The sequence below is a fragment of the Salipiger sp. genome (assembly GCF_048261495.1).
Lineage (GTDB): Bacteria > Pseudomonadota > Alphaproteobacteria > Rhodobacterales > Rhodobacteraceae > Salipiger.
The window spans coordinates 469,610-491,608 of the sequence record NZ_JBLXFX010000002.1 but is presented as its reverse complement, the minus strand read 5'-3'; the positions used below and the strand labels follow the sequence as shown (position 1 = coordinate 491,608).

The window sequence follows — 21,999 nt, the reverse complement described above, 5'->3', positions numbered from 1 at the left end:
TCGAATCTCTGCACGGTCTCACGTCCCCCCGGAACAAACTTTCGCCCGACCCTAGTCGATTGCTCTACCGGGGAAAAGGTCGCTCTGGTCATCGGCGGCAGCGCGCCTTACCTTCGGCTCGAACAAGACGGGGAGACAGCCATGACCGATCTGCGCGAGATCACCTTCGGAACCATCGATCTGGACGCCCTTGCCGGGACTGCAGGCCGGGTTGCGGTCTTCGTGGACGGGGAACGAAAACTTGGTCGCGCCGCACGTCGGGTCAATCGGCTGACACGCGGTGCGGTGGCCCGCGCGGTCGAGGGCGAGACCTGGGAAAAGAAGGCCGTCGGCGATGTGGTGTCGCTGGCCTTTCCGACCGGGATGGCGGCGGAGTCCGTCGACATCGTGCGCGCCGACCGCCGGATGACGGTCGAGGCGGCGCGCAAGGCCGGTGCGGCGCTGGCGCGGCTGGCCGGGGCCAGCGCGATCACCGTGCTGAACGAAGCCTCGGCCCGCATGGCGCAGGTTGCGCTGGGGATCGCCCTGCGCAGCTATGCCTTCACCGATCACAAGTCCGACAAGGGCAAGCTGCCCGCACCAGCCCGGATGCTGACCAACAAGCCCGAAGAGCTGGAGGCCGCCGCCGCTCCGCTGCTCGCCGCGGCATCCGGGGTGCTGTTCACCCGCGATCTGGTCAACGAACCTGCCAATGTCCTCACCACCACGGAATTCGCCGCCCGGCTCGAGGCGCTGCGCGACATCGGGCTCGAGGTCGAGGTGCTGGAAGAGGACAGGCTGGCCGAGCTCGGCATGGGCGCGCTGCTCTGCGTCGGGCAGGGCTCGGTCTCGCCGTCGAAGGTGGTGGTGATGCGCTGGAAGGGGGCCGCGGGGGCACCGCTGGCGCTGATCGGCAAGGGGGTCGTCTTCGACACCGGCGGCATCTCCCTGAAACCGGCGAGCGGCATGGAAGACATGACGATGGACATGGGCGGCGCGGGCACCGTGGCGGGGGTGATGAAGGCCATCGCCCTGCGCAAGGCCCCGGCGCATGTGGTCGGGATGGTCGGCCTGGTCGAGAACATGCCCTCGGGCAGCGCGGTGCGGCCGGGCGACGTGGTGACCTCGATGAAGGGCGACACGGTCGAGGTGGTCAACACCGATGCCGAGGGGCGGCTCGTGCTCTGCGACGTGCTCTGGTACGCGCAGCAGACCGAAAAACCCGCGGCGATGGTCGATCTGGCGACGCTGACCGGGGCCTGCGTCGTGGCGCTCGGTCACGAGAACGCGGCGGTCTTTTCCAATGACGACGGCTTTGCCGGCGCCTTTCTCAAGGCGGCGGAGACCGAGGGCGAGGGTGCCTGGCGGATGCCGATGGGCAAGGGCTATGACGACCTGCTGAAATCCCCGGTGGCGGACATGAAGAACATCGGCGGGCGCCCCGGCGGCGCGGTCACGGCCGCGCAGTTCCTGCGCCGCTTCGTGTCCGACGACGTGCCCTGGGTGCATCTCGACATCGCGGGGGTCGCGCATCTCAAGGCAGGCAACGATCTCGCACCCAAGGGGGCGACGGGCTGGGGGGTTCTCGCGCTCGACCGGCTGATCCGCGACCGTTTCGAAACGCCGGAGGATGCCGCGTGATCATCCCCGCCACCCGCTACCGTGACCCGGAGGCGGCGCTTGCCTTTCTGACCGGCGCGCTGGGGTTCCGGGAACATGCGGTCTACCGGGATGCCGACGGCACCATCCTGCATGCGCAGCTTGCCATGGGGGACGGGATCTTCATGTTTGGCCCCGAAGACCGGGCCACGCCCTTCGGGCGGCACATGGTGTCGCCGGGGCAGGCGGGGGGCGAGACGACCTCGACCTACGTGGTTGTCGGCAATGTCGCCGGGCACCACGCCCGCGCGGCCGCCGCCGGGGCCGAGATCATCCTGCCGCTGGAAGAGCAGCCCTACGGCGGCCAGAGCTATTCCGTGCGCGACCCGGAGGGGCATCTGTTCACCTTCGGCGACTATCACCCCTCGGCCGATCACGGCTGAGCCATGGGGGTCGCGAAGTTCTACCATCTCACGCAGGGACCGCTGGAGGCGACCGCCCCGGTGCTGCTGCGTCGCGCCGTCGGGCAGGGCTGGAGCGTGGTCGTGCGCGGCACCGATCCGGAGCGCATGGACTGGCTCGACCGCAAGCTCTGGCAGGGGCCGGAGGACGAGTTCCTGCCGCACGGCCTTGCCGGGGGGCCGCATGATGCGCGTCAGCCGGTGCTGCTGACGGTGAGCGGCGACAAACCCAACGATCCCTCCGGACTCATGGCGATCGACGGGGCCGAGGTTTCGCCCGAGGAGGTCGAGGCGCTGGAACGGGTCTGGATCCTGTTCGACGGCCATGACGAGCGCGCGATGATCCTGGCGCGCGGCCAGTGGAAGGCGCTGACCGGGGCGGGCTGCAAGGCCGAATACTGGTCCGAGGAATCGGGCCGCTGGCAGATGAAGACGGAATCCGGATAGGATCGGTCCCTGCGGCGTGTTCCGGGCGCGCGCTCAGCGTTCGAGGATCATCCTGCCGCCCGAAATCTCGACCCGCGCGAAGCGTTGCAGATAGGTCATGCCCAGCAGCGAGGAATCCATCTGTCCGCCGTTCACGTAGGCCCGCACGTCATGGTCGGTGAAGGGGCCGAATTCCACGGTATCGAGCCGCACGGGCGCGGTGGCGACGGCGCCGTTGGCGGTCTGCGCTTCGGAATGAAAGGTGATGTCCGCGGGGCTCAGGCCCACGCGCTCGGCATCGCGCTGCGACAGGACCATGCCGGTGGCGCCGGTGTCGACGACGAAGATCGTCGGTTTGCCGTTGATGAGCAGGGTCGCGTAGTAATGCCCGTCTGCGCCGCGCGGGATTTCCACGTGACCGCTGCCGCTGCCGTCGGTGAACACCGCCTGACGCGGGATCACCGTGTCCCGGATGTCGTCCCACAGCCCGACGGCGGCGATGACGCCGAGAAAGATCAGCCCCCAGGCCGCGAGGTACTGCAGCTTGCGCCCGATCCGCGCCCGGTTCCAGACGAAGAACCAGACCACCAGGACGCCCAGCAGCAGCACGAGATAGATCAGTTGTCCGTAGTCGTTGCCGCTCACCCTGCCGTTTCCTTCTGGTGCCCTTGGTACAATGTAGGGGCGGTATGGCGCCCGGGGTAGGGGCCTAGCCGAGCGCACCGACATCGCGCAGCCCGTCGATGACGAATTGCACGGAAAGCGCGGCCAGAAGCATGCCGAGCAGGCGGGTTATGACCACGATCCCGGTCTTGCCGAGCGCCCGCTCCACGATCCCGGCGGCCAGGAAGAGCAGGATCACGCAGCCGAGCACGACCAGCAGAACCCCGAGCACCGCGAAGGTCCCCACGAGGTCGGAGGTCTGTCCCGCCAGCAGGATCATCGAGGCGATCGCCCCCGGCCCGGCGATCAGCGGAATGGCGATGGGAAAGACCGAGGGGTCGGGCGAACTGTCCTCGTCCGCCGTGCCCTTGCGGCGCTGGGTGCGCCGCTCGAACAGCATGTCGAGCGCGGTGAGGAACAGCAGGATGCCGCCCGAGATGCGGAAGGCGGGCATGGAGATGCCGATGAAGCCGAGCACCGCCTCGCCGAGGAAGGTGAAGAGGGTCAGCACCAGCAGCGCGATCAGGCAGGCGCGGAACGCCACCGCGCGGCGGTGTGCCGCCGAGGCCCCGGGCGTGAGCGCGATGAACAGCGGCGTCAGACCGATCGGGTCGATCACCACGAACAGCGTGGCGAAGGCCGAGATGAGAAAGGCGGGATCCAAGGCGGGCGGCGTCCTCTGCGATGTCCCGACCCGTTGTGCGCGGCCCGGCCCCCCGGGGTCAAGAGCCGGGCGGACGCGGCGCCGGGGCGCGGAATCCGGATGAAAACGCGCTTAGATTGTGTTATGATTCCGTCATTCAAGTTTAACGACAAGTCATTTCTCAAGGAGAGTCGATATGGCTAGCGCCGATCAACTGCGCCATTGGTGGCGTGCTTTCGACTGCAATGAAACCGCGATGGAATCCGTGCCGTTCTGCGGCACGACGGTCCGGGTTGCGCCCGGCACCGCTTCGGCCTGGGAGGCCCTGCAGGACGTTCTCACCGCGCATGGCTACGAGGTGCGCAGCCGCGATACCGGCGCCTACAACTGCCGGACCATCGCCGGGACGACCCGCAAGAGCCTGCACGCCTTCGGGATCGCCCTCGACGTCAACTGGGACACCAACCCCTTCAAGGATCATGCCGGCATCCGCGAGGTGGTGTTTTCCGACAAGCCGACGCAGCAGGCGCGGGCCGCCGACGTGGCCGGGGGGGGCGCCGATACCGACATGACCCCCGGGATGATCGCCGACATCCTCGCCATCCGCACGGTCGAGGGCATCCCCGTCTTCGAATGGGGCGGCACCTGGAACGGCGTCAAGGATGCGATGCATTTCGAACTGGATCTCTCGCCCGGTCAACTGGCCAGGGGCATCGAGACGGCGAGCGTGAACCGCGCCCCCGCGCTTGCCGCCCTGACGGAGGAAAGCCCGGCGACCTCGGGCGGGCTGGAGGTCACGGCGCGCAGCGGTCTCAACCTGCGCGGCGGACCGGGAACGGATCATGCCGTCCTCGCGCTGCTGGACCGCGGCACCGTGGTGCATGAACTCGGCCGGAGCGGCGATTGGGTCATGGTTTCGCTCAAGAACGACGGCATTCCCGACGGCTTCGTGCATGGCGCCTTCCTTGCCCCCGCGGGTGCGGCGCCGCCCCCCATGATCGCCGTGACCGTCACCGGCAAACTCGCTGCCATCGCGGCCGATGACGTAGTGCCGCTGTTCGATTCCTCCGCCGCGTCGAATGTCCGGCGTCACTGGAGCGTGGTGCGCGCGGCGCTGGCCGCGCTCGACCTCGACGATACGGCGATGGGCGCGATGGCCGTGGGCACGATCCGGGCGGAAACCGCGGGCTTTGTCCCGATCAGCGAATTCCGCAGCAAGTTCAATACCAAGACCACGCCCTTCGACCTCTACGACGCGGGCACCTCGATCGGCAAGCGGCTGGGCAATACACACGCGGGGGATGGTCCGCGGTTCAAGGGGCGCGGCTTCGTGCAGCTCACCGGGCGCTTCAACTATGCCAATATCGGCAAGCAGATCGGCCGCGATCTGCTGTCCGACCCGGAGCTTGCCAACGATCCCGAACTGGCCTCGGCCATCCTCGCCCGTTTTCTGAAGAACAAGGAGGACAAGATCCGCAACGCCCTGTCAGGGGACGATCTCAAGACCGCGCGCAAGCTGGTCAACGGCGGATCGCACGGCCTTGCGGCCTTTACCGAAGGCTTCCGGGGTTTCATGAGCCGCTTCGGCTGACCGGACGGGGCGGGACGGCGTCAGGCCGTTTCCGCCCCCTCGAGCTTTTCGAGCGCCGATTCCCAGAGGGTTTCGGCGCGCCGCAACCCGTCCATGACCTCGGCGTATTTCTTGTTCCATGTCGCAAGTTCGCCCGCGCGCCCGTCCTCGTAGAGGGCGGGGTCGGCCAGCTTCTTCGCCAGCTTCTCGCGCATCTCCTCGATCTTCTCGACGCGCGCCTCGCATTTGCGGACCTCCGAGCGCAGCAGCAGGATCTCGTCCCGCGACGGCTTCTTCGGCTTGGGCGCGGCGGGGGCCTCGGGCTTGACCGGCTTTTCCTGGGTCAGCAGCATGGCGCGGTAGGTGTCGAGATCCTCCTCGTAGGGCGTCACCGTGCCGTCCTTCACCAGCCAGAGCCGGTCCGCCACCATGCCCAGGAGGTGCATGTCGTGGCTGACCAGGATCACCGCGCCGGAATAGGCGGTGAGCGCCTCGACCAGCGCCTCGCGGCTCTCGATGTCGAGGTGGTTGGTCGGTTCGTCGAGGATCAGCATGTGCGGCGCGTCGAGCGTGGCCAGCAGCAGCGACAGCCGCGCCTTCTGCCCGCCCGACAGCCGCCCGACCTCGGTTTCGGCCTGCGCCGCGCCGAGGCCGAAGCCCGCAAGCTGGGCGCGCAGCTTCGAGGGCATCACCCCCGGGCGCTCGCGCTGGATGTGCTGCAGCGGCGTTTCGTCGAGATGCAGTTCGTCCACCTGATGCTGGGCGAAATAGCCGATCCGCAGCTTCGAACTGCGCACCATCTGCCCGCCCATCATCGGCAACCGGTCGGCCAGAAGCTTCGACAGGGTGGATTTGCCCTGGCCGTTGCGCCCGAGCAGGGCGATGCGGTCGTCCTGGTCGATGCGCAGGTTCAGCCGGTTGAGGATCTGCACATCGCCGTAGCCGGTGGCGCCGCCTTCGATGGCGACGATGGGGGGCGACAGCTCGTCCGGCTGCGGAAAGGTGAAGACCCGCTTGGCGGCCTCTTCCGGGGCGGTGATCGTGTCCATGCGCGCGATCATCTTCAGACGGGCCTGGGCCTGCTTGGCCTTGCTCGCCTTGGCGCGGAACCGGTCGACGAAGCTCTGCAGATGCGCCTTGCGCTCGTCCTGCTTGCGCGCCGCCGCCGCCTGCACCGCGCGCCGCTCGGCGCGGGTGCGCGCAAAGGTATCGTAGGGGCCCTGGTAGAGCGTCAGCTTGCGCTCCTCCAGGTGCAGAATCGCGCCGACGGCCCGGTTCAGCAGGCCGCGGTCGTGGGAAATGATGATGACCGTGTGGGGATAGCGCGCGAGGTAGCTCTCGAGCCAAAGCGCCCCTTCGAGGTCGAGATAGTTGGTCGGTTCGTCGAGCAGCAGCAGGTCGGGCTGGGCGAACAGCACCCCGGCCAGCGCCACCCGCATCCGCCAGCCGCCCGAAAAATCCGAACAGGGGCGCTTCTGTGCCTCCTCGTCGAAACCGAGCCCCTTGAGGATCGTCGCCGCCCGCGCCTCCGCCGACCATGCGTCGATATCGGCCAGACGGGTCTGCACCTCGGCGATGCGGTGCGGGTCGGTGGCGGTCTCGGCCTCGGCCATCAGCGACGCCCGCTCGGTATCCGCGGCCAGCACCGTGTCCACAAGGTTGACGTCCGAGGCCCGCGCCTCCTGCGCCACGCCGCCGATCCGCGCCCGCTGGGGCAGTTCGATCGCCCCGCCGTCCAGCGTCAGCTCCCCCCGGATCAGGCGGAACAGCGTGGTCTTGCCCGCCCCGTTGGGGCCGACGAGGCCGACCTTGTGACCGGCGGGAATCACGGCCGAGGCGCCCTCGAACAACGGGCGGCCTTCGACGGAATAGGAGATATCTGTGAGCTTCAGCATGGCTGCCCTCTAGCAGAGCCTTCGGGCAGACTAAATCCCCCTTCTTCTGGCCGAAATATCCCGGAGAGCGCGAGAGGCAGCGCCTCTCGCCGGCGCCTGCGCCGTCCCCGCGCCGGTGCGGGGGCTTCCCAAAGTCCGCCTCCCATGCTAACGCCCCCGCAACACACTACGGCCGGGCGCTTTGTCCGGCCATTTTACGGAGAGACCCATGGCCGTCGAACGCACCCTTTCGATCATCAAGCCCGATGCCACCCGCCGCAACCTGACCGGCAAGATCAACGCCAAGTTCGAGGAGGCAGGCCTGCGCATCGTCGCGCAGAAGCGCATCCAGCTGACCAAGGCGCAGGCCGGCGAATTCTACAAGGTGCACGCCGAGCGCCCCTTCTACGACGAACTCTGCGACTTCATGGCGTCCGAGCCGGTGGTCGTGCAGGTTCTCGAAGGCGAGAACGCCATCGCGAAGAACCGCGAAGTCATGGGCGCCACCAACCCCGCCGATGCCGCCGAAGGCACGATCCGCGCGGAATTCGCCGAATCCGTCGGCGAGAACTCGGTTCACGGGTCCGACGCTCCGGAAACCGCGGCGATCGAGATCGCCTATTACTTCTCGGGTCTCGAACTGGTCGGCTGACCTTTCGATCCCTTGCGAACAGCAGACGGGGCGCCCCATCGGGCGCCCCGTTTCCGTTCGGCACCGGCCGTTGATTGCCGGGAGCCGTGCCGTCCTCAGGCGGCGAGGTCGCGCGGTGCGCGCGGGCCGTCCTGCGGCACGCGGCCCTGCGTCTCCATCCAGCCGCGCAGCAGGGCGGCGTTACGGACATTGGCGCGGAAGCCGATGTCGAACACGTCACCGATGAGCGGCACGAGGCCGATCACCCAGTCCACCGCGAGGTTTCCCGCCATTCTCCCCAGCACCACTCCGGGCGCGCCGAGGGCATGGCTTTCCTTGAGAATCCAGGCCGCCGGAAGCAGCGCCAGCGTGTCGCCCACGCCGGGCACGAGCCCGAGCAGGCTGTCCCAGCCCATGCGGATGCCGGTAAACGGGATGCGGAAGGCCCGGTCCATGGTGCGGGCCGTGCGTTCGACCCGTTCGAGCCTGCGGAAATGATGCTCGGTCAGCATGGGTCAGGCGTACCGCGGTTCGCGGGCGATGATGTAGACGGCATGCACGATGCCGGGGATGTAGCCGAGAATGGTCAGCAGGATGTTGATCCAGAAATGCTTGCCGAGACCTTCCTGCAGAAACACCCCGAGCGGGGGCAGGATGATGGCGACGATGATGCGGATGATGTCCATGTGAAGCTCCTTCACGTCCTTGTCACGTTGAAGGGACAACACCGTCACCCGTCCGCTTGTTCCCGCCGTGGTTTTCCCGCCGGTGCGGTCGGCGCGGATTTCGGACGCACCCCGATCTCGTCCAGCGCCCTTTCCAGCGCCGAAAGCGTCGGGCCGCGCCCCTCGGCGACGAGGGCGTCGAAGCGTTGGCGCAGAGCCTCCTTTTCCTTGCCGCGGCAGTCGTTCCAGGGCCGGCCCTGCAACGCCATGTGCAGCACGTAGTAGCCGATGAAATGCGGCCTGCCGCCGGTGGCGAGCAGGCGGCGGTAGGTTTCATCTGCGCCGAGGGCGCGCAGGGTCTCGGCATCGGGGATGCCCGCGCGATGGCAGGCCTGCTCCATCGCCGGCCCGAGGTTGCGGATGGACGAGACCGGCGTGCTCATCGCAGCAGGTCGTCCACGCTGCGGCCGGGGATGGTGTGGGTGAGGCGGCTGAAGTCGCCGTCGCGGAACATCTCCTGCGCCGCGTCGAAGATCAGGCGGTGCGTCGCGCGGGCGAGGGCACCGCCGAGCGACAGCCGCGCCACGCCGGCCTCTGCAAAGGCCGCTTTCGGCATCCCGGCGTATCGTCCCGCGACGAGCGCGTTCACCGGCAGGGAGGTCGCGGCGCAGATCGTTGCCAGATCCTCGGGCCGGGGTGGCAGCGGGATGTAGACGCAATCGGCGCCTGCCGCCTCGTAGCCTTCGATCCTGCGGATCGCCTCGGCCAGGTCGTAATGGCCGGTCATCACCCCGTCCGCCCGGGCGCAGAGCACGAAATCGCGCGGCAGGGCGCGGGCGGCGGCCGCGGCGGCGCGGATGCGTTCGATGGCGAGATCGGCCGCATAGGGTGCGTCGGCGGGCAGGGCGGTGTCCTCGATGGAGATGCCCGCCAGCCCGACCCCGGCCGCAAGGCGAACGGTTTCGGCGCAGGTCTCCGGTGCCTCTCCGTATCCGTTCTCGAAATCGCCGGACACCGGCACGGAGACCGCCGCGACGAGGGATTCGGCATGGGCAAGCGCTTCGTCGCGGCTGACATTGCCCATGTCGGGGCGCCCCAGTGTGAAGGCATGGGCGGCAGAGGAGGTGCCGATGGCCTCGGCCCCGAGGGAGGCCAGCATCCGGGCGGAGCCGGCATCCCAGGCGTTCGCGAGGATGAAGGGATCTCCGGGCCGGTGCAGGGCGCGGAAGGCGGAACCGGGATCATGCGGCATTGGCGTGGCCTTTTGCAAAGGTACAGAGGGTCGAGAGCGCGGCGGCGAAGGTGTCGTCGGGTACGGTCATCGCGACCCGCACGAAGCCGGCGGCGGACCTGCCGAAGCTTTCGCCCGGCATGACCGCGATACGATGGGCGTCGAGCAGGGCGTGGGCAAAGGCATCGCCGCTCATCCCGGTCGCGCGGACGTCGAGGAACAGGTACATCGCCCCGCCGGAGGGGATGAGCCCGAGCGTGCCCTGCCCGGAAAGGATGCGGCGGGCGATGTCGCGGCGGCGCCGGAAGGGCGCGGCGACGCGGGCTTCGGCCTCGGGCCCGCTATCGAGCGCGAAGAGGGCGGCGTCCTGGATGTAGCCGGGCACGCCGTAGGTGGTGTTGGTGGCAAGGTCGATCAGGGGGCCGATGGCGTCGGGGGGACCGGCGAGCCAGCCGATGCGGCTGCCGGTCATGGCGTGGCTCTTGGACATGGAGCCGACGACCAGCGTGCGCGCGGTCATCCCCGGCAGGGCGCGGGGCGAGAGATGTTCGCCCTCCCAGATCTGGGTGTCGTAGACCTCGTCCGAGATCAGCCAGAGATCCTGGTCCCGGCAGACCCCGGCAAGGCCGTCGAGGGTTGCGCGCGGGTAAATCGCCCCGGTGGGATTGTTGGGAGAGTTGATCAGCAGCGTGCGCGCGCCGGTTTCGAGCGCCGCACGGGCGATGCGTGCGGGATCGGGCAGGAAGCTGGCGGCGGCCTCGGTCGGGACGGCATGGGGCCGGGCGGAGGCGGCGCGGATCGTGCCGGGGTAGGTGGCATAATAGGGGTCGATCATCAGCGCGGTGTCGCCGGGATCGCAGGCCGCCATATGCGCGGCGAAGAGCGCCGCCTGGCCGCCGGGCGTCACCAGGATGTTGTCGCGACTCGTCGCCACGCCGGTCCGCTCGGCGATCCGCGCGGCCACCCGGTCGCGCAGGGCGGCGATGCCGGGCACCATCGCGTAGCCGGTGTGACCGCCCGCCGCCGCCGCGTGCAGCGCGTCGAGAATGGCGGGATCGGTCCGCTCGTCGTGTTCACCGATGGTGAGTTCGGTGACCTCGACCCCGGAGGCGATCAGGCGGCGGGCCTTGTAGAAGACTCCCCATCCGTCGTCGCCGTCGCCGTTGAGCGTGGTGATCCGGGTCGAGAGGGGCGGCATGGGAAAGCTCCTGCAATGGTTGGGAATATTCCTGACAGAGCCCGCGCGAGGGGGCAAGCGTTACCGCGCCCGTTCTCAGGGTTAACGGTAAATATACCAATCTGAACAATGGTTTATGGGTCGGCGCTCGGTCCGGCAATCTTGACTTTTCAGTCCCTTGGCGGTAGCTTTTTCCCATGCTGGACGGAAGAGGCAGGCGGCCTCGGAGAGAACTCCAAGGGTCGTTTTCAGTCCTGCTCGCCTGGAGGGGCCATAGAGCAAACAGGCAAGAAAGGTATCGAGCAATGATCCTCATTCATCTGGAAGAGGAGTTGTCGCGACTCGAAAACGAGCGGGATGACGTGGCCGCGGTTCTGAGGGACCTCGGGGAAGACATGAGACGCCTCAAGGCGCAGGTCGAAGACGGGGAAGGCATCAACCGGACCGAGGCGGGCAAGCTGCTCGGCGATGTCCGGTACTGGCTGAGGGCATCGCATGAAACGGAGGCTCAGATCGCCAATGTCAGACGAAAACAGAAAGGCCTTGCCGGAGACTGGGCTCTGGATCTCGAACGCGCGCGCGATGAGATCGGGTGCCGCATGGCTCGCCTCCGCCGGTGCTGCGGTGCAGGAGAAGTTCCTGACTGAGATCACGGAGGGGGAGAGCCTGGCTCTCCCCTACCTTTTCGAGTTCTGGGCGATGGAGCACCAGTTGCCGCCCGGTGGCGACTGGCGGACCTGGGTCGTCATGGGCGGGCGCGGCGCGGGCAAGACACGCGCCGGGGCCGAGTGGGTGCGCGCCTGCGTCGAGGGCGCCAAGCCGCTGGATGCGGGGCGCTGCAAGCGGGTGGCGCTGATCGGCGAGACGATGGATCAGGTGCGCGAGGTCATGGTGTTCGGGGATTCCGGCATCCTGGCCTGTTCGCCGCCCGACCGCCGGCCGGAGTGGCAGGCGACGCGGCGCTGCCTGGTCTGGCCGAACGGGGCGGAGGCGATGGTCTATTCCGCCCACGATCCGGAGGGGCTGCGGGGGCCGCAGTTCGATGCGGCCTGGGTGGATGAGCTTGCCAAGTGGAAGAAGGCGCGGGAGACTTGGGACATGCTGCAGTTCGCGCTGCGGCTTGGCACGCATCCGCAGGTCTGCGTGACCACGACCCCGCGCAACGTGGGGGTGCTGAAGGAATTGCTGGAACTCGTCTCGACGGTCGTGACCCATGCGCGGACCGAGGCAAACCGGGCCAACCTCGCCAAATCCTTTCTGGAAGAGGTGCGGGCGCGCTACGGCACGACGCGGCTGGCCCGGCAGGAACTGGACGGCGTGATGGTCACGGATGTGGACGGGGCCTTCTGGACGCAGGAGATGCTGGAACGGGCGCGGCTGATGCCGAAGCCCGACGGCTACGACCGCATCGTCGTGGCGGTGGACCCGCCCGCCGGCGATGCCCGGACGGCGGATGCCTGCGGGATCGTCGTCGCAGGCGTTCTGTGCGAGGGGCCGCCGCAGAGCTGGCGGGCCTGGGTGCTGGAGGATGCGACCGTGCAGGGCGTTTCACCCACCGGCTGGGCCGAGGCGGCGGTGTCGGCCTTCACCCGCTGGAAGGCAGACCGCATCGTCGCCGAGGTCAACCAGGGCGGTGCCATGGTCGAGGCCATGCTGCGGCAGGTCGGGCCGAACGTGCCGCTGCGAAAGGTCCATGCCACGCGCGGCAAGTCGGCGCGGGCCGAGCCGGTCGCCGGGCTTTACGAACAGGGGCGTGTCGGTCACGCCGGGTTGTTCGGGGCGCTGGAGGAAGAGATGGGCCTGATGACGGCCCATGGTTTCGAGGGCCAGGGATCGCCCGACCGCGTGGATGCGCTGGTCTGGGCGCTGACCGAGCTGGTCACCGAACCGATGTCGAGCTGGAAGCGTCCGCAGGTGCGGATGCTCTGAGCGCCGTCGCCTGTCCGTCACCCTTCGGTAGCCGAGCGCCCGGGTCGTTTCAGACGCCCGGGCGCAGTCGTTTGCGCATGTGCAGGGCGTGCAGGGTGACGCCGCGCCGGAAGGACGTGACCGGCTCCAGCGTCTCGAACCCGTGGCGGGCAAAGAACGGCTCGGCCGCCTTGCTGGCCTGTGTTTCGAGGTTGTGCGCCCCGGTGGCGCGGGCGATGGGTTCGAGCTGGCCGAGCAGGGCCGCGCCGATGCCGCGACCGGCGAGGGCGGGGCGGACGAAGGCGAGGTCGATCAGGCCGGGCGTCATCAGGGTCATGAAGCCGGCGGCCTTGCCCTGCCAGTCGGCCATCAGCCCGACCGCGCTGCCGATCCTGCCGCGCCAGCGCTTGGGATCGGGGTGGGGTCCGGCCCAGGCTTCGCGCTCGTCCTGCGAATAGAAGCGCGAGGTGCCGTTCAGCACCGCGTCGAAAAAGATCTCGGCCACGGTATCGGCATCGTCGATCAGGAGCGGGCGCAGGGTGAGGTCGGTCAGGTCCGCAGACATGTCCTTCATTTTCCGGCGCATGTCCCGGCTGCGTCGGGGGAGCGAAGTGCTTGGACGGTCGTCATGGTCTCTCTCCTCGGTTTTTCAGATGAAATTAGCTTGCGTCGGTGAGGCGAGGTAGGCCTCCGCGTGCATATCTGCCTCCCGTTGCGCGATGGGCGTGCGGTGGTGGGAGAGGGTCTTAATCTTCCGTTCATATGGTCCTTTTCAACGCGAAACGGACCGGAACGAATGAAGGAGCGTCGACCGATGGTATTCGATTTTCTCTGGCGGGACCGGGATGGGACCAAGGCGCCCGTCATCGAGGAGAAGGCATCGGCCACGGGTCCGGTTATTGCCTATCATTCCTCGGGCCGGGTGGCCTGGTCGCCGCGCGATACCATGTCGCTGACCCGTGCCGCCTTTGCCGGGAACCCGGTGGGGTTCCGCGCGGTGAAGCTGATCGCAGAGGCCGCGGCGGCCCTGCCGCTGGTCCTGCAGGATCACGAACAACGCTTTGCCGCGCATCCGCTGCTGTCGCTCATCACCGCGCCGAACCAGGCGCAGGGCAAGGCCGAACTGTTCGAGGCGCTCTACGGTTTCCTGCTGCTGTCGGGGGATGCCTATCTCGAGGCGGTGCATTCCGGCGAGGGGGTGCCGATGGAGCTGCACGTGCTGCGCCCGGACCGGATGCGGCTGGTGCCGGGGGCGGATGGCTGGCCGGTGGCCTACGACTACATGGTGGACGCGCGCAAGCACCGCTTTGACGTGACGGGGCCGGTATCGCCGATCTGCCACATCAAGAGTTTCCACCCGCAGGACGATCACTACGGGCTGTCCCCGATCCAGGCGGCGGCGCAGGCGGTGGATGTCCACAACGCGGCGTCGCGCTGGTCCAAGGGGCTGCTCGACAATGCCGCGCGCCCGTCCGGGGCGATCGTGTGGAAGGGTGCCGAGGGTCAGGGCACGCTCGCGCAGGATCAGTACGAACGGCTGGTCGCGGAGATGGAGAGCAATCACCAGGGCGCGCGCAATGCCGGACGGCCGATGCTGCTGGAGGGCGGGCTGGACTGGAAACCGATGGGGTTCTCTCCGTCCGACATGGAATTCCACCAGACCAAGGAAGCCGCCGCGCGGGAGATCGCGGTCGCCTTCGGCGTGCCGCCGATGCTGCTCGGGATTCCCGGCGAGGCGACCTATGCCAATTACCAGGAGGCGCACCGGGCCTTCTATCGCCTGACCGTGCTGCCGCTGGCGACGCGGGTCACGGCGGCGGTGGGGCGGTGGCTGTCGGCCTTTGCCGGCGAGCAGGTCGAACTGAAGCCCGACCTCGACCAGGTGCCGGCGCTGGCCACGGAGCGCGAGGCGCAATGGCGGCGGATCGCGCAGGCCGATTTCCTGTCGGCGGCCGAGAAGCGGCGCATGCTGGGCCTGCCGGCAGTGCCGGAGGAGGGCGAGGGTGAGTGAGCGTCATGTGGCATATGAACCCTTCGCCTGCGCTCCGGCGCTGAAGCTGGAGGCCCACGAGCGGGTGAGCAGCCTGCAGGTGGCGGCACTGAACGACCGGCTGGACCGGTTGGAGGTGCTGATGGAGCGGCTCGAGCGGCGGCTCTGGCTCACGGTCTACGGGGTCGCGGGCATGATCCTCGCGGAGGGCTTTCAGAGCCTTCTCCACAAGCTGCCCTGACGGGCGATGACGAAAGGAACGGGAATGGATCTGGAGCACAAGTTCTGCCGCCTCGGCGCCGATGTGACGGTGCGGGACGGCACGCGGATCGAGGGCTATGCGTCGTTCTTCGGCGCCTGCGACCAGGGCGGCGACGTGGTGCAGCCGGGTGCCTATGCCGCGTCGCTGAAGTCGCTGCTTGCGGAGGGGCGCGCGGTCAGGATGCTGTGGCAGCACGACCCGGCCCAGCCCATCGGCGTCTGGGACGAAGTGCGCGAGGATGCGCGCGGCCTGTGGGTCAAGGGCCGGATTCTCGACACCGTCGAAAAGGGCCGCGAGGCGGCGGCGCTGATCGCGGCGGGCGCGATCGACGGGCTGTCGATCGGCTATCGCACGGTGAAGGTCGCAAAGGACGAACGGGGGCGCAGGCTCCTCAAGGAACTGGAGCTTTGGGAGGTGTCGCTGGTGACCTTCCCGATGCTGCCCAGTGCGCGTGTGGCGGCCAAGGGCGACAGCCCGGACGACGCTTGCTTGCGTGAGTTGGCGATGGCGCTGGAGGGCGCGCGCCTGAACCTGGCGGGCGGCTGACGCACGCCGCATCGGAAACGGGAATGAGCGAATGAGCACATCCGAGACCAGGTCTCGGACCGGAGGAGACGTGTCTCCGGTCGCCCGGGTGAGCGCCGCAATGGCGGGACTCGTCGGGGATTTCAGGGCCATGCAGGCCGATCTTGAACAGAAGCTTCAGCAACAGGAAGAGCGATTGACCATGCTTGACACGAAGATGACCCATGCCGCGGTGCGCCCGGCCCTTGCCACCTCGGCCGAGATCGAAGTGCCCCACCGCAAGGCGTTCAACGCCTACCTGCGCTCGGGCGACGACGACGGTCTGCGTGGCCTGGTGCCGGAGGGCAAGTCCATGTCGACCGCCGTCAACGGCGACGGCGGCTTCCTGGTCGATCCGATCACTTCGGAGGCGGTGAAGTCGGTTCTGGACAGCACCGCGTCGATCCGGGCCATCGCGGCGGTGGTCACGGTCGAGGCCTCGTCCTTCGACGTTCTGATCGATCAGGGCGAAACCGGCGCGGGCTGGTCCGACGAGATTTCGGGCTCGTCCGAGACGGCGACCCCCACCATCGACCGCATCTCGATCAAGCTGCACGAGCTGTCCGCGATGCCCAAGGCCTCGCAGCGTCTGCTCGACGACAGCGCCTTCGACATCGAGACCTGGCTGGCCGGGCGCGTCGCCGACAAGTTCTCTCGTGCCGAGGCCGCGGCCTTCATCAATGGCGACGGCAATGACAAGCCGCGCGGTTTTCTGGATCACGATGCGGTCGACAACGACGTCTGGACCTGGGGCAATCTCGGCTACGTGCCGACGGGCGTCGACGGCGGGCTCGGGGATGGCGATGCGATCATCGACCTCGTCTATGCGCTGGGCGCCGAGTACCGCGCCAAGGCCTGTTTCGTGCTGAACTCCAAGACCGCGGGCGCGCTGCGCAAGCTCAAGGACGCGGATGGCCGTCACCTGTGGTCCGACGGTCTGGCCGCCGCCGAACCGGCGCGCCTGCTCGGCTATCCGGTGCTGATCGCGGAGGACATGCCCGATATCGCCGCCGGGGCGGATGCCATCGCCTTCGGCAACTTCTCGGCCGGCTACACCATCGCCGAACGTCCGGATCTGCGCGTCCTGCGCGACCCGTTCAGCGCCAAGCCGCATGTGCTGTTCTACGCCACCAAGCGCGTGGGCGGGGATGTGAGCGACTTTGCCGCGATCAAGCTGCTGCGCTGCGCCACGGCGTAACGCGACAGCAGACATGGGGGCGGGGTGACCCGCCCTCGTGGGGCGCGTGCCGAGAAAGCTCGCGTTGTCCAGCTGCTCCCCTCCGTCCGAGCAACGTGGGCGGCACGCGCCCACCCTGGTTGTACGGATCCGGGAGAGCGGGAGAGGATTGCGGAGAGAAAGCATGATGTTGATCGAAGAAACTGTGGTGCCCTCGGGTGCCTTGCCGATGGCAACAATGAAGCGGCATCTCCGGATGGGCAGCGGGTTCGACGAGGACGACGTCCAGGACGAGATGCTCCAGTCGTTCCTGCGCGCCGCAATGGCCGCGATCGAGGCGCGCACCGGCAAGGCGCTGCTGTCCCGCAATTTTGTCTGGACGGTCCATGACTGGCGCGATCCCGAGGGCGTCGCGCTGCCCATCGCCCCGGTCGAGAGCCTGACGCAGCTTTCCGTCGTCGACCGCTTCGGTGCGGCGGAGACGGTCGAGCCGAACCGTTACAGGCTGGAGGCCGATCCCCATGCGCCGCGGCTGCGTCCGCAGGGGGCGTCCCTGCCGACCATCCCCACGGGCGGCGCCGCGGAGCTGCGCTTTGTCGCGGGTTACAGCGGCAGCTTCGACGGGCTTCCGGCGGACCTGGCGCAGGCGGTGCTGCTGCTTGCGGCGCATTACTACGAATATCGCCACGAGACCGCGCTGGGCCAGGGCTGCATGCCGTTCGGCGTGACCTCGCTCGTGGCGCGCTATCGCCCGATGCGGCTGGGGTTCGGCGCATGAAACGGCCCAACCTGAACCGCATCCTCTGGCTGGAGACCATCCTGCCGACGCCGGACGGCGCGGGCGGGGTCGTCGAGACCTGGCACAAGCTCGGGACGCTCTGGGCGGAGATCACTCCCCGCAGCGGGCGCGAGATCACCGGAGAGGCCGGTCCTCTGGCGGTCGGGACCTTCCGCATCACGGTACGGGCTGCCCCTTCCGGAGCAAGCAACCGGCCCGTGGCGGGGCAGCGGTTCCGCCTGGGAGACCGGATGTTCTCGATCCTCGCGGTGAGCGAGTCGGATCCCGCGGGCATGTACCTGGCCTGCGACGCACGCGAGGAGGTGGCGGCATGAGCTATGCGATGTCCGCCGCCCTGCAGCAGGCGGTCTACGAGCGGCTGACCACCGATCCTGTCCTGACCGGGTTGGTCGGAGACGCGGTGTTCGACGCGCCGCCCGCGGGGCCACTGCCGGAGCTGTTCCTGACGCTCGGCGCGGAACGGGTGCGGGATGCCTCCGACGGGAGCGGCCATGGCGCCTGGCACGATCTTGTCGTGGCGGTGGTGACCGGGACCGCCGGGTTCCGCTCGGCCAAGGAGGTGGCCGCCGCCGCCAGCGATGCCCTGAACGGCGCGGACCTGACGCTGAGCCGGGGACGGCTGGTGAGCCTGCGCTTCATCAAGGCGGAGGCGCGGCGGGAACGGCGGGGGCTGCGGCGCGTGGAGATGATCTTTCGCGCGCGGGTCGAGGATGACTGAACGCCGGGCCGGGGCGGGCGATGGGCCGCTCCGGACCGGCACATGACCGACACAGGCGGGGCGGACCCGCACAGAGCAAGGAGTACGGCAGATGGGTGCCCAGAACGGCAAGGATCTTCTTATCAAGGTGGATCTGACCGGCGACGGTCAGTTCGAGACCATGGCGGGGCTGCGCGCCTCGCGCATCAGCTTCAACGCCGAAAGCGTCGATGTCACCACGCTGGAAAGCCAGGGCGGGTGGCGCGAGCTGCTGGGCGGCGCCGGGGTGAAATCGGCGAATATCTCGGGCTCGGGCGTGTTCAAGGACGCCTCGACCGACGAACGGGCGCGGCAGATCTTCTTTGACGGGGAGACGCCGGAGTTCCAGGTCATCATCCCGGATTTCGGCACGGTCGAGGGGCGCTTTCAGGTGACCTCCATCGAATATGCCGGCTCGCACAACGGCGAGGCGACCTACGAGGTCTCGATGGCGTCGGCGGGAGCTCTGGACTTCGTGCCGGCGCCGCTCTGATGGCGAATGCGTGGCGGGGAGAGGTGGAGATCGTCGTGGATGGCGAGCGCCACCTGATGCGGCTGACCCTCGGGGCGCTTGCCGAACTCGAAGCGGGGCTGGAGACCGGCGCGCTGGTCGACCTGGTGCGCCGTTTCGAGACCGGCCGCTGCAGCACGCGGGACGTGCTGGCGCTGATCGTCGCGGGTCTGCGCGGCGGCGGCTGGAGCGGCACCGCGCGGGATCTGCTGAGTGCCGAGATCGCGGGCGGTCCGATGGCGGCGGCGAAGGCGGCGGCGGAGCTTCTTGCCCGCGCCTTCATGCTGCCGGGGGAGAGCTGAGGTGGAGGGCTTCGACTGGCCGAGCCTGATGCGCGCGGGTCTGCGCGGCCTGAGATTGCGGCCCCGTGATTTCTGGGACCTCACGCCGGTGGAGCTGCGCCTGATGCTGGGCGAGGACGCCGGTCAGCGGCCCATGGGACGCGCGCGGCTCGACGAGCTGCTGGCGGCCTTCCCGGACGAGGTGAAAGGAGACGCTCGATGAGCGAGATCGACAACCTGGACGAACTGGAATCCGAAATCGCGCTGCTCGAGGAAAGCCTCGGGAGCGCGGCGAGCATGGCCGCCGGTTTCGATGCCGAGATGAAGCGCATCCACCAGACGTTTTCGGACACCGGGCGCAACGTGACCCGGCTGGAGGGCGCACTGACCAAGGGGTTGGGACGGGCCATCGACGGGGTGGTGCTGGACGGGATGAAGCTGTCCGAGGCGCTGGAGCAAGTGGCGCGTTCGATGGTCGACGCGGCCTACAAGGCAGCCGTCCAGCCGGTGACGCAGCATTTCGGCGGACTGCTCGCGGGTGGTTTGTCGAGCATGTTCGGCGGCTTTTCCTTCTTCGAGAAGGGCGGTTCGTTCAGCCAGGGGCGGGTGATGCCCTTCGCCACCGGCGGTGTGGTCACCGGCCCGGTCAGTTTCCCCATGCGGGGCGGCAGCGGGCTGATGGGCGAGGCGGGACCGGAGGCTATCATGCCGCTGACGCGCGGCGCCGACGGCAAGCTCGGCGTGCGCGCGCAGGGCGGCGACCGGCAGGCGGTGAACATCGTGATGAACATATCGACGCCGGATGCCCAGAGCTTCCGCCGCAGCCAGTCGCAGATCGCGGCGCAGATGGGCCGGGCTCTGGGGCAGGGTTCGCGCAATCGTTGAGTGAGGGAGAGCCGAGATGTCGTTTCACGAGGTGAGATTTCCCGCCGATCTGAGCTTTGGCGCGCTGGGCGGGCCGGAGCGCAGGACCGATGTGGTCGAACTGACCAGCGGGTTCGAAGAACGCAACACCCCCTGGGCGCATTCGCGGCGACGCTACGATGCGGGGTTGGGGCTGCGGGGTCTCGACGATATCGCGGCCCTGCTGGATTTCTACGAGGCGCGGCGCGGGCAGCTTTACGGCTTCCGCTGGAAGGACTGGGCGGATTACAAATCCTGCAAGCCGTCCGCGCAGCCCGGCCGCAACGATCAGGTGATCGCCCATGGCGACGGCGCGACGCGGACCTTTCAGCTTGTGAAATCCTACCGCTCCGGCGTTGCCAGCTACCAACGCCCGATCACCAAGCCGGTGCTCGGCACCGTTGTAGCGGCGGTGCAGGACGACGAGATGCTGGAGGGCGTGCATTTCGGCGTCGACCTCGCGACCGGGCTCATCACCTTTGTCGAGGCACCGCTGTCCGGGGTCGAAATCTCGGCCGGGTTCGAATTCGACGTGCCGGTGAGGTTCGACACGGACCGGATCAATGTCTCGGTCGCCAGCTTCAAGGCGGGTCAGGTGCCCGACGTTCCGGTGGTGGAGGTTCGGGTCTGATGGGCGCGCCGGAGCTTCACGCGCATCTTGCGACCGGGTTGACGACCGTTGCACGCTGCTGGGCGATCACCCGCCGCGACGGGGTCCGTTTCGGCTTTACCGACCATGACCGGACGCTGAGTTTTGCCGGGCTCGCGTTCCGCGCCGACACCGGGTTGTCGGCTGCGGCGCTGCAGCAGGCGACGGGTCTGTCGGTCGACAATACCGAGGCGACGGGCGCCCTGTCGGATGCGGCGATTTCCGAGGCCGATATCGAGGCGGGCCGCTATGACGGGGCCGGGGTGGAATCCTGGCTGGTCAACTGGGCGGACGTCGCGCAGCGCAGGCTCATGTTCCGGGGCACGATCGGGGAGATCCGCCGCTCCGGCGGAGCGTTCCACGCGGAATTGCGCGGCCTGACCGAAGCCCTGAACCGTCCGGTCGGGCGGGCCTTCCAGAAACCCTGCTCGGCGGTCCTGGGCGACGCCATCTGCCGCATGGATCTGAGCGAGCCGGGATATTTCCACGAGGGGGCGATCCTGACCGTCGAGGACAATCGCAGTTTCGGGTTCGGCGCATTGGGCGGCTTCGATCAGGGCTGGTTCCAGCGCGGCAGGTTGACGGTGCTGAGTGGTGATGCGGCGGGGCTTTCGGGCACCATCAAGCGGGATCGCCTCTTGACCGGCGGGCGCGGGATCGACCTCTGGGAACCCCTGAGGGCCCCGGTCGCAGCGGGCGACGTGGTTCGGATCACCGCGGGCTGCGACAAGCGCTTCGACACCTGCCGGCTGAAGTTCAACAACATTCTGAACTTTCAGGGTTTTCCGGACATACCCGAGGAGGACTGGATCATGGTGCATCCGACCCTCGCGAAGACCCGGAGCGGGGGGAGCCGGAGATGAGCCGCAGCGACGACATCGTGCTGACCGCGCGCCACTGGATCGGGACGCCCTACGTGCACCAGGCCTCGGTCCGGGGGGCGGGCTGCGATTGCCTCGGCCTTCTGCGGGGCGTGTGGCGCGAGCTTCTGGGCGCCGAGCCGGAGTCGGTGCCGCCCTACAGCATGGACTGGTCCGAACCCCAGGGTGACGAGGCGCTGCTGCGCGCGGGGCTTCGACACATGCGGCTGAAGGACCGGCATGACGAGGCGCCGGGGGACGTGCTGCTGTTCCGCATGAGAAGCGACGCCGTGGCGAAACACGTGGGGCTGCAGGCCCGCGCGGGCGAGGGGGCGAGCTTCGTCCATGCCTATAGCGGGCACGGCGTGATCGAAAGCCCGCTGAGCCCCCCCTGGCGCAGGCGCATCGCCGCGCGGTTTGCCCTACCAACGGAGAATTGA

Annotated in this window: 30 protein-coding genes; 21 read left to right on the top strand and 9 right to left on the bottom strand. The window is 68.4% G+C overall.

From position 1 onward, the window contains the following. The first annotated feature begins 141 nt into the window (after positions 1-141). From ACN0RJ_RS05865 to ACN0RJ_RS05855, 3 genes are read left to right on the top strand one after another with little or no spacing between them, the layout of a single operon-like run. Positions 142-1,620 (top strand): leucyl aminopeptidase, encoded by a 1,479-nt coding sequence (locus tag ACN0RJ_RS05865; RefSeq protein ID WP_417723679.1) that lies wholly within the window; start codon positions 142-144, stop codon positions 1,618-1,620. Beyond that, positions 1,617-2,021 (top strand): VOC family protein, encoded by a 405-nt coding sequence (locus ACN0RJ_RS05860; protein WP_417721193.1) that lies wholly within the window; start codon positions 1,617-1,619, stop codon positions 2,019-2,021. The genes ACN0RJ_RS05865 and ACN0RJ_RS05860 overlap by 4 nt, the downstream gene beginning before the upstream one ends. Positions 2,022-2,024: 3 nt before the next feature. Next, positions 2,025-2,486 carry a DNA polymerase III subunit chi gene (locus ACN0RJ_RS05855; RefSeq protein WP_417721194.1) on the top strand — a complete coding sequence of 154 codons (462 nt, stop codon included), beginning with the start codon at positions 2,025-2,027 and terminating at the stop codon, positions 2,484-2,486. 33 nt (positions 2,487-2,519) lie between these two features. On the opposite strand, the gene ACN0RJ_RS05850 is transcribed toward ACN0RJ_RS05855, so the two are convergent. Both ACN0RJ_RS05850 and ACN0RJ_RS05845 read right to left on the bottom strand, forming a co-directional pair. Continuing rightward, on the bottom strand, positions 2,520-3,110 hold the full coding sequence (locus ACN0RJ_RS05850; protein WP_417721195.1) for a retropepsin-like aspartic protease family protein: 591 nt from the start codon (positions 3,108-3,110) through the stop codon (positions 2,520-2,522). Positions 3,111-3,174: 64 nt separating this feature from the next. After that, the gene (locus ACN0RJ_RS05845; RefSeq protein ID WP_417723678.1) at positions 3,175-3,792 is read right to left on the bottom strand and encodes a MarC family protein; all 618 of its coding nucleotides are present in this window, start codon (positions 3,790-3,792) and stop codon (positions 3,175-3,177) included. 175 nt (positions 3,793-3,967) lie between these two features. Here ACN0RJ_RS05845 and ACN0RJ_RS05840 point away from each other — a divergent pair, with 175 nt between their 5' ends. Further along, the gene (locus tag ACN0RJ_RS05840; protein WP_417723677.1) at positions 3,968-5,362 is read left to right on the top strand and encodes a M15 family metallopeptidase; all 1,395 of its coding nucleotides are present in this window, start codon (positions 3,968-3,970) and stop codon (positions 5,360-5,362) included. A 20-nt stretch (positions 5,363-5,382) separates the two neighbouring features. Here ACN0RJ_RS05840 and ACN0RJ_RS05835 read toward each other — a convergent pair whose 3' ends face one another. Beyond that, positions 5,383-7,236 (bottom strand): ABC-F family ATP-binding cassette domain-containing protein, encoded by a 1,854-nt coding sequence (locus ACN0RJ_RS05835; RefSeq protein ID WP_417723676.1) that lies wholly within the window; start codon positions 7,234-7,236, stop codon positions 5,383-5,385. Positions 7,237-7,444: 208 nt separating this feature from the next. Here ACN0RJ_RS05835 and ndk point away from each other — a divergent pair, with 208 nt between their 5' ends. After that, the gene (ndk, locus tag ACN0RJ_RS05830) at positions 7,445-7,867 is read left to right on the top strand and encodes a nucleoside-diphosphate kinase (protein WP_417721199.1); all 423 of its coding nucleotides are present in this window, start codon (positions 7,445-7,447) and stop codon (positions 7,865-7,867) included. 95 nt (positions 7,868-7,962) lie between these two features. Here the strand turns inward: ndk and ACN0RJ_RS05825 are convergent, their stop codons facing one another. The 5 genes from ACN0RJ_RS05825 to ACN0RJ_RS05805 are packed head-to-tail and all read right to left on the bottom strand — an operon-like array spanning position 7,963 to position 10,940. Beyond that, positions 7,963-8,358, bottom strand: coding sequence for a DUF4112 domain-containing protein (locus ACN0RJ_RS05825; RefSeq protein ID WP_417723675.1), 396 nt, complete (start codon positions 8,356-8,358; stop codon positions 7,963-7,965). A gap of 3 nt (positions 8,359-8,361) precedes the next feature. Continuing rightward, on the bottom strand, positions 8,362-8,532 hold the full coding sequence (locus ACN0RJ_RS05820; protein WP_417721293.1) for a YqaE/Pmp3 family membrane protein: 171 nt from the start codon (positions 8,530-8,532) through the stop codon (positions 8,362-8,364). Between the two features lie 44 nt (positions 8,533-8,576). Next, a complete protein-coding gene (locus tag ACN0RJ_RS05815; RefSeq protein ID WP_417723674.1) occupies positions 8,577-8,954 on the bottom strand; it encodes a TfoX/Sxy family protein in 378 nt (125 codons plus the stop codon). Beyond that, on the bottom strand, positions 8,951-9,763 hold the full coding sequence (locus tag ACN0RJ_RS05810) for an isocitrate lyase/PEP mutase family protein (RefSeq protein WP_417723673.1): 813 nt from the start codon (positions 9,761-9,763) through the stop codon (positions 8,951-8,953). The genes ACN0RJ_RS05815 and ACN0RJ_RS05810 overlap by 4 nt, the downstream gene beginning before the upstream one ends. After that, positions 9,753-10,940 carry a pyridoxal phosphate-dependent aminotransferase gene (locus ACN0RJ_RS05805; protein WP_417723672.1) on the bottom strand — a complete coding sequence of 396 codons (1,188 nt, stop codon included), beginning with the start codon at positions 10,938-10,940 and terminating at the stop codon, positions 9,753-9,755. The genes ACN0RJ_RS05810 and ACN0RJ_RS05805 overlap by 11 nt, the downstream gene beginning before the upstream one ends. A 284-nt stretch (positions 10,941-11,224) precedes the next feature. Here ACN0RJ_RS05805 and ACN0RJ_RS05800 point away from each other — a divergent pair, with 284 nt between their 5' ends. Together ACN0RJ_RS05800 and ACN0RJ_RS05795 are read left to right on the top strand one after the other, a co-directional pair. After that, entirely contained in the window at positions 11,225-11,566 is a 342-nt protein-coding gene (locus tag ACN0RJ_RS05800; RefSeq protein WP_417721204.1) for a hypothetical protein, read from the top strand. Further along, positions 11,502-12,848 (top strand): DNA-packaging protein, encoded by a 1,347-nt coding sequence (locus ACN0RJ_RS05795; protein ID WP_417723671.1) that lies wholly within the window; start codon positions 11,502-11,504, stop codon positions 12,846-12,848. The genes ACN0RJ_RS05800 and ACN0RJ_RS05795 overlap by 65 nt, the downstream gene beginning before the upstream one ends. A gap of 49 nt (positions 12,849-12,897) precedes the next feature. Here the strand turns inward: ACN0RJ_RS05795 and ACN0RJ_RS05790 are convergent, their stop codons facing one another. After that, the gene (locus ACN0RJ_RS05790; RefSeq protein WP_417723670.1) at positions 12,898-13,401 is read right to left on the bottom strand and encodes a GNAT family N-acetyltransferase; all 504 of its coding nucleotides are present in this window, start codon (positions 13,399-13,401) and stop codon (positions 12,898-12,900) included. 240 nt (positions 13,402-13,641) lie between these two features. Between ACN0RJ_RS05790 and ACN0RJ_RS05785 the strand changes: the two genes are divergently transcribed. The 14 genes from ACN0RJ_RS05785 to ACN0RJ_RS05720 all read left to right on the top strand — a co-directional run bounded on the left by ACN0RJ_RS05785 (position 13,642) and on the right by ACN0RJ_RS05720 (position 21,999). Next, entirely contained in the window at positions 13,642-14,838 is a 1,197-nt protein-coding gene (locus tag ACN0RJ_RS05785) for a phage portal protein (protein ID WP_417723669.1), read from the top strand. Next, complete coding sequence (locus ACN0RJ_RS05780; protein WP_417721208.1) at positions 14,831-15,058, top strand: GTA head formation protein, RCAP_rcc01685 family; 228 nt, start codon at positions 14,831-14,833, stop codon at positions 15,056-15,058. Before ACN0RJ_RS05785 ends, ACN0RJ_RS05780 begins: the two co-directional genes overlap by 8 nt. Positions 15,059-15,082: 24 nt before the next feature. Then, a complete protein-coding gene (locus ACN0RJ_RS05775; RefSeq protein ID WP_417723767.1) occupies positions 15,083-15,625 on the top strand; it encodes an HK97 family phage prohead protease in 543 nt (180 codons plus the stop codon). Positions 15,626-15,656: 31 nt separating this feature from the next. Further along, a complete protein-coding gene (locus tag ACN0RJ_RS05770; protein WP_417723668.1) occupies positions 15,657-16,841 on the top strand; it encodes a phage major capsid protein in 1,185 nt (394 codons plus the stop codon). Between the two features lie 163 nt (positions 16,842-17,004). Continuing rightward, the gene (locus tag ACN0RJ_RS05765; RefSeq protein WP_417721211.1) at positions 17,005-17,598 is read left to right on the top strand and encodes a head-tail connector protein; all 594 of its coding nucleotides are present in this window, start codon (positions 17,005-17,007) and stop codon (positions 17,596-17,598) included. Next, positions 17,595-17,933, top strand: a complete 339-nt coding sequence (locus ACN0RJ_RS05760; protein ID WP_417721212.1) for a head-tail adaptor protein — start codon at positions 17,595-17,597, stop codon at positions 17,931-17,933. The genes ACN0RJ_RS05765 and ACN0RJ_RS05760 overlap by 4 nt, the downstream gene beginning before the upstream one ends. Further along, positions 17,930-18,337: a DUF3168 domain-containing protein gene (locus tag ACN0RJ_RS05755; protein WP_417723667.1), complete on the top strand. Its 408-nt coding sequence runs from the start codon at positions 17,930-17,932 to the stop codon at positions 18,335-18,337. The genes ACN0RJ_RS05760 and ACN0RJ_RS05755 overlap by 4 nt, the downstream gene beginning before the upstream one ends. A gap of 91 nt (positions 18,338-18,428) precedes the next feature. Next, a complete protein-coding gene (locus ACN0RJ_RS05750; RefSeq protein WP_417721214.1) occupies positions 18,429-18,848 on the top strand; it encodes a phage major tail protein, TP901-1 family in 420 nt (139 codons plus the stop codon). Continuing rightward, a complete protein-coding gene (locus tag ACN0RJ_RS05745; protein ID WP_417721215.1) occupies positions 18,848-19,168 on the top strand; it encodes a gene transfer agent family protein in 321 nt (106 codons plus the stop codon). The genes ACN0RJ_RS05750 and ACN0RJ_RS05745 overlap by 1 nt, the downstream gene beginning before the upstream one ends. 1 nt (position 19,169) lies before the next feature. Next, positions 19,170-19,370, top strand: a complete 201-nt coding sequence (locus ACN0RJ_RS05740; protein ID WP_417721216.1) for a rcc01693 family protein — start codon at positions 19,170-19,172, stop codon at positions 19,368-19,370. Then, positions 19,367-20,032 carry a phage tail tape measure protein gene (locus ACN0RJ_RS05735; protein ID WP_417721217.1) on the top strand — a complete coding sequence of 222 codons (666 nt, stop codon included), beginning with the start codon at positions 19,367-19,369 and terminating at the stop codon, positions 20,030-20,032. The genes ACN0RJ_RS05740 and ACN0RJ_RS05735 overlap by 4 nt, the downstream gene beginning before the upstream one ends. Before the next feature lie 16 nt (positions 20,033-20,048). Continuing rightward, positions 20,049-20,681 (top strand): TIGR02217 family protein, encoded by a 633-nt coding sequence (locus tag ACN0RJ_RS05730; RefSeq protein WP_417723666.1) that lies wholly within the window; start codon positions 20,049-20,051, stop codon positions 20,679-20,681. Further along, the gene (locus ACN0RJ_RS05725; RefSeq protein ID WP_417723665.1) at positions 20,681-21,562 is read left to right on the top strand and encodes a DUF2163 domain-containing protein; all 882 of its coding nucleotides are present in this window, start codon (positions 20,681-20,683) and stop codon (positions 21,560-21,562) included. The genes ACN0RJ_RS05730 and ACN0RJ_RS05725 overlap by 1 nt, the downstream gene beginning before the upstream one ends. Beyond that, positions 21,559-21,999 (top strand): peptidase, encoded by a 441-nt coding sequence (locus ACN0RJ_RS05720; protein WP_417723664.1) that lies wholly within the window; start codon positions 21,559-21,561, stop codon positions 21,997-21,999. The genes ACN0RJ_RS05725 and ACN0RJ_RS05720 overlap by 4 nt, the downstream gene beginning before the upstream one ends.

Excerpts from the sequence above, each read along its gene's own strand:
- ACN0RJ_RS05865 (WP_417723679.1), top strand. The coding sequence starts at position 142 with ATGACCGATCTGCGCGAGATCACCTTCGGAACCATCGATCTGGACGCC.
- ACN0RJ_RS05855 (WP_417721194.1), top strand. The coding sequence starts at position 2,025 with ATGGGGGTCGCGAAGTTCTACCATCTCACGCAGGGACCGCTGGAGGCG.
- ACN0RJ_RS05840 (WP_417723677.1), top strand. The coding sequence starts at position 3,968 with ATGGCTAGCGCCGATCAACTGCGCCATTGGTGGCGTGCTTTCGACTGC.
- ACN0RJ_RS05835 (WP_417723676.1), bottom strand. The coding sequence starts at position 7,236 with ATGCTGAAGCTCACAGATATCTCCTATTCCGTCGAAGGCCGCCCGTTG.
- ndk (WP_417721199.1), top strand. The coding sequence starts at position 7,445 with ATGGCCGTCGAACGCACCCTTTCGATCATCAAGCCCGATGCCACCCGC.
- ACN0RJ_RS05825 (WP_417723675.1), bottom strand. The coding sequence starts at position 8,358 with ATGCTGACCGAGCATCATTTCCGCAGGCTCGAACGGGTCGAACGCACG.
- ACN0RJ_RS05820 (WP_417721293.1), bottom strand. The coding sequence starts at position 8,532 with ATGGACATCATCCGCATCATCGTCGCCATCATCCTGCCCCCGCTCGGG.
- ACN0RJ_RS05815 (WP_417723674.1), bottom strand. The coding sequence starts at position 8,954 with ATGAGCACGCCGGTCTCGTCCATCCGCAACCTCGGGCCGGCGATGGAG.
- ACN0RJ_RS05810 (WP_417723673.1), bottom strand. The coding sequence starts at position 9,763 with ATGCCGCATGATCCCGGTTCCGCCTTCCGCGCCCTGCACCGGCCCGGA.
- ACN0RJ_RS05805 (WP_417723672.1), bottom strand. The coding sequence starts at position 10,940 with ATGCCGCCCCTCTCGACCCGGATCACCACGCTCAACGGCGACGGCGAC.
- ACN0RJ_RS05800 (WP_417721204.1), top strand. The coding sequence starts at position 11,225 with ATGATCCTCATTCATCTGGAAGAGGAGTTGTCGCGACTCGAAAACGAG.
- ACN0RJ_RS05795 (WP_417723671.1), top strand. The coding sequence starts at position 11,502 with ATGAGATCGGGTGCCGCATGGCTCGCCTCCGCCGGTGCTGCGGTGCAG.
- ACN0RJ_RS05790 (WP_417723670.1), bottom strand. The coding sequence starts at position 13,401 with ATGAAGGACATGTCTGCGGACCTGACCGACCTCACCCTGCGCCCGCTC.
- ACN0RJ_RS05785 (WP_417723669.1), top strand. The coding sequence starts at position 13,642 with ATGGTATTCGATTTTCTCTGGCGGGACCGGGATGGGACCAAGGCGCCC.
- ACN0RJ_RS05775 (WP_417723767.1), top strand. The coding sequence starts at position 15,083 with ATGGATCTGGAGCACAAGTTCTGCCGCCTCGGCGCCGATGTGACGGTG.
- ACN0RJ_RS05770 (WP_417723668.1), top strand. The coding sequence starts at position 15,657 with ATGAGCACATCCGAGACCAGGTCTCGGACCGGAGGAGACGTGTCTCCG.
- ACN0RJ_RS05765 (WP_417721211.1), top strand. The coding sequence starts at position 17,005 with ATGATGTTGATCGAAGAAACTGTGGTGCCCTCGGGTGCCTTGCCGATG.
- ACN0RJ_RS05760 (WP_417721212.1), top strand. The coding sequence starts at position 17,595 with ATGAAACGGCCCAACCTGAACCGCATCCTCTGGCTGGAGACCATCCTG.
- ACN0RJ_RS05755 (WP_417723667.1), top strand. The coding sequence starts at position 17,930 with ATGAGCTATGCGATGTCCGCCGCCCTGCAGCAGGCGGTCTACGAGCGG.
- ACN0RJ_RS05750 (WP_417721214.1), top strand. The coding sequence starts at position 18,429 with ATGGGTGCCCAGAACGGCAAGGATCTTCTTATCAAGGTGGATCTGACC.
- ACN0RJ_RS05745 (WP_417721215.1), top strand. The coding sequence starts at position 18,848 with ATGGCGAATGCGTGGCGGGGAGAGGTGGAGATCGTCGTGGATGGCGAG.
- ACN0RJ_RS05735 (WP_417721217.1), top strand. The coding sequence starts at position 19,367 with ATGAGCGAGATCGACAACCTGGACGAACTGGAATCCGAAATCGCGCTG.
- ACN0RJ_RS05730 (WP_417723666.1), top strand. The coding sequence starts at position 20,049 with ATGTCGTTTCACGAGGTGAGATTTCCCGCCGATCTGAGCTTTGGCGCG.
- ACN0RJ_RS05725 (WP_417723665.1), top strand. The coding sequence starts at position 20,681 with ATGGGCGCGCCGGAGCTTCACGCGCATCTTGCGACCGGGTTGACGACC.
- ACN0RJ_RS05720 (WP_417723664.1), top strand. The coding sequence starts at position 21,559 with ATGAGCCGCAGCGACGACATCGTGCTGACCGCGCGCCACTGGATCGGG.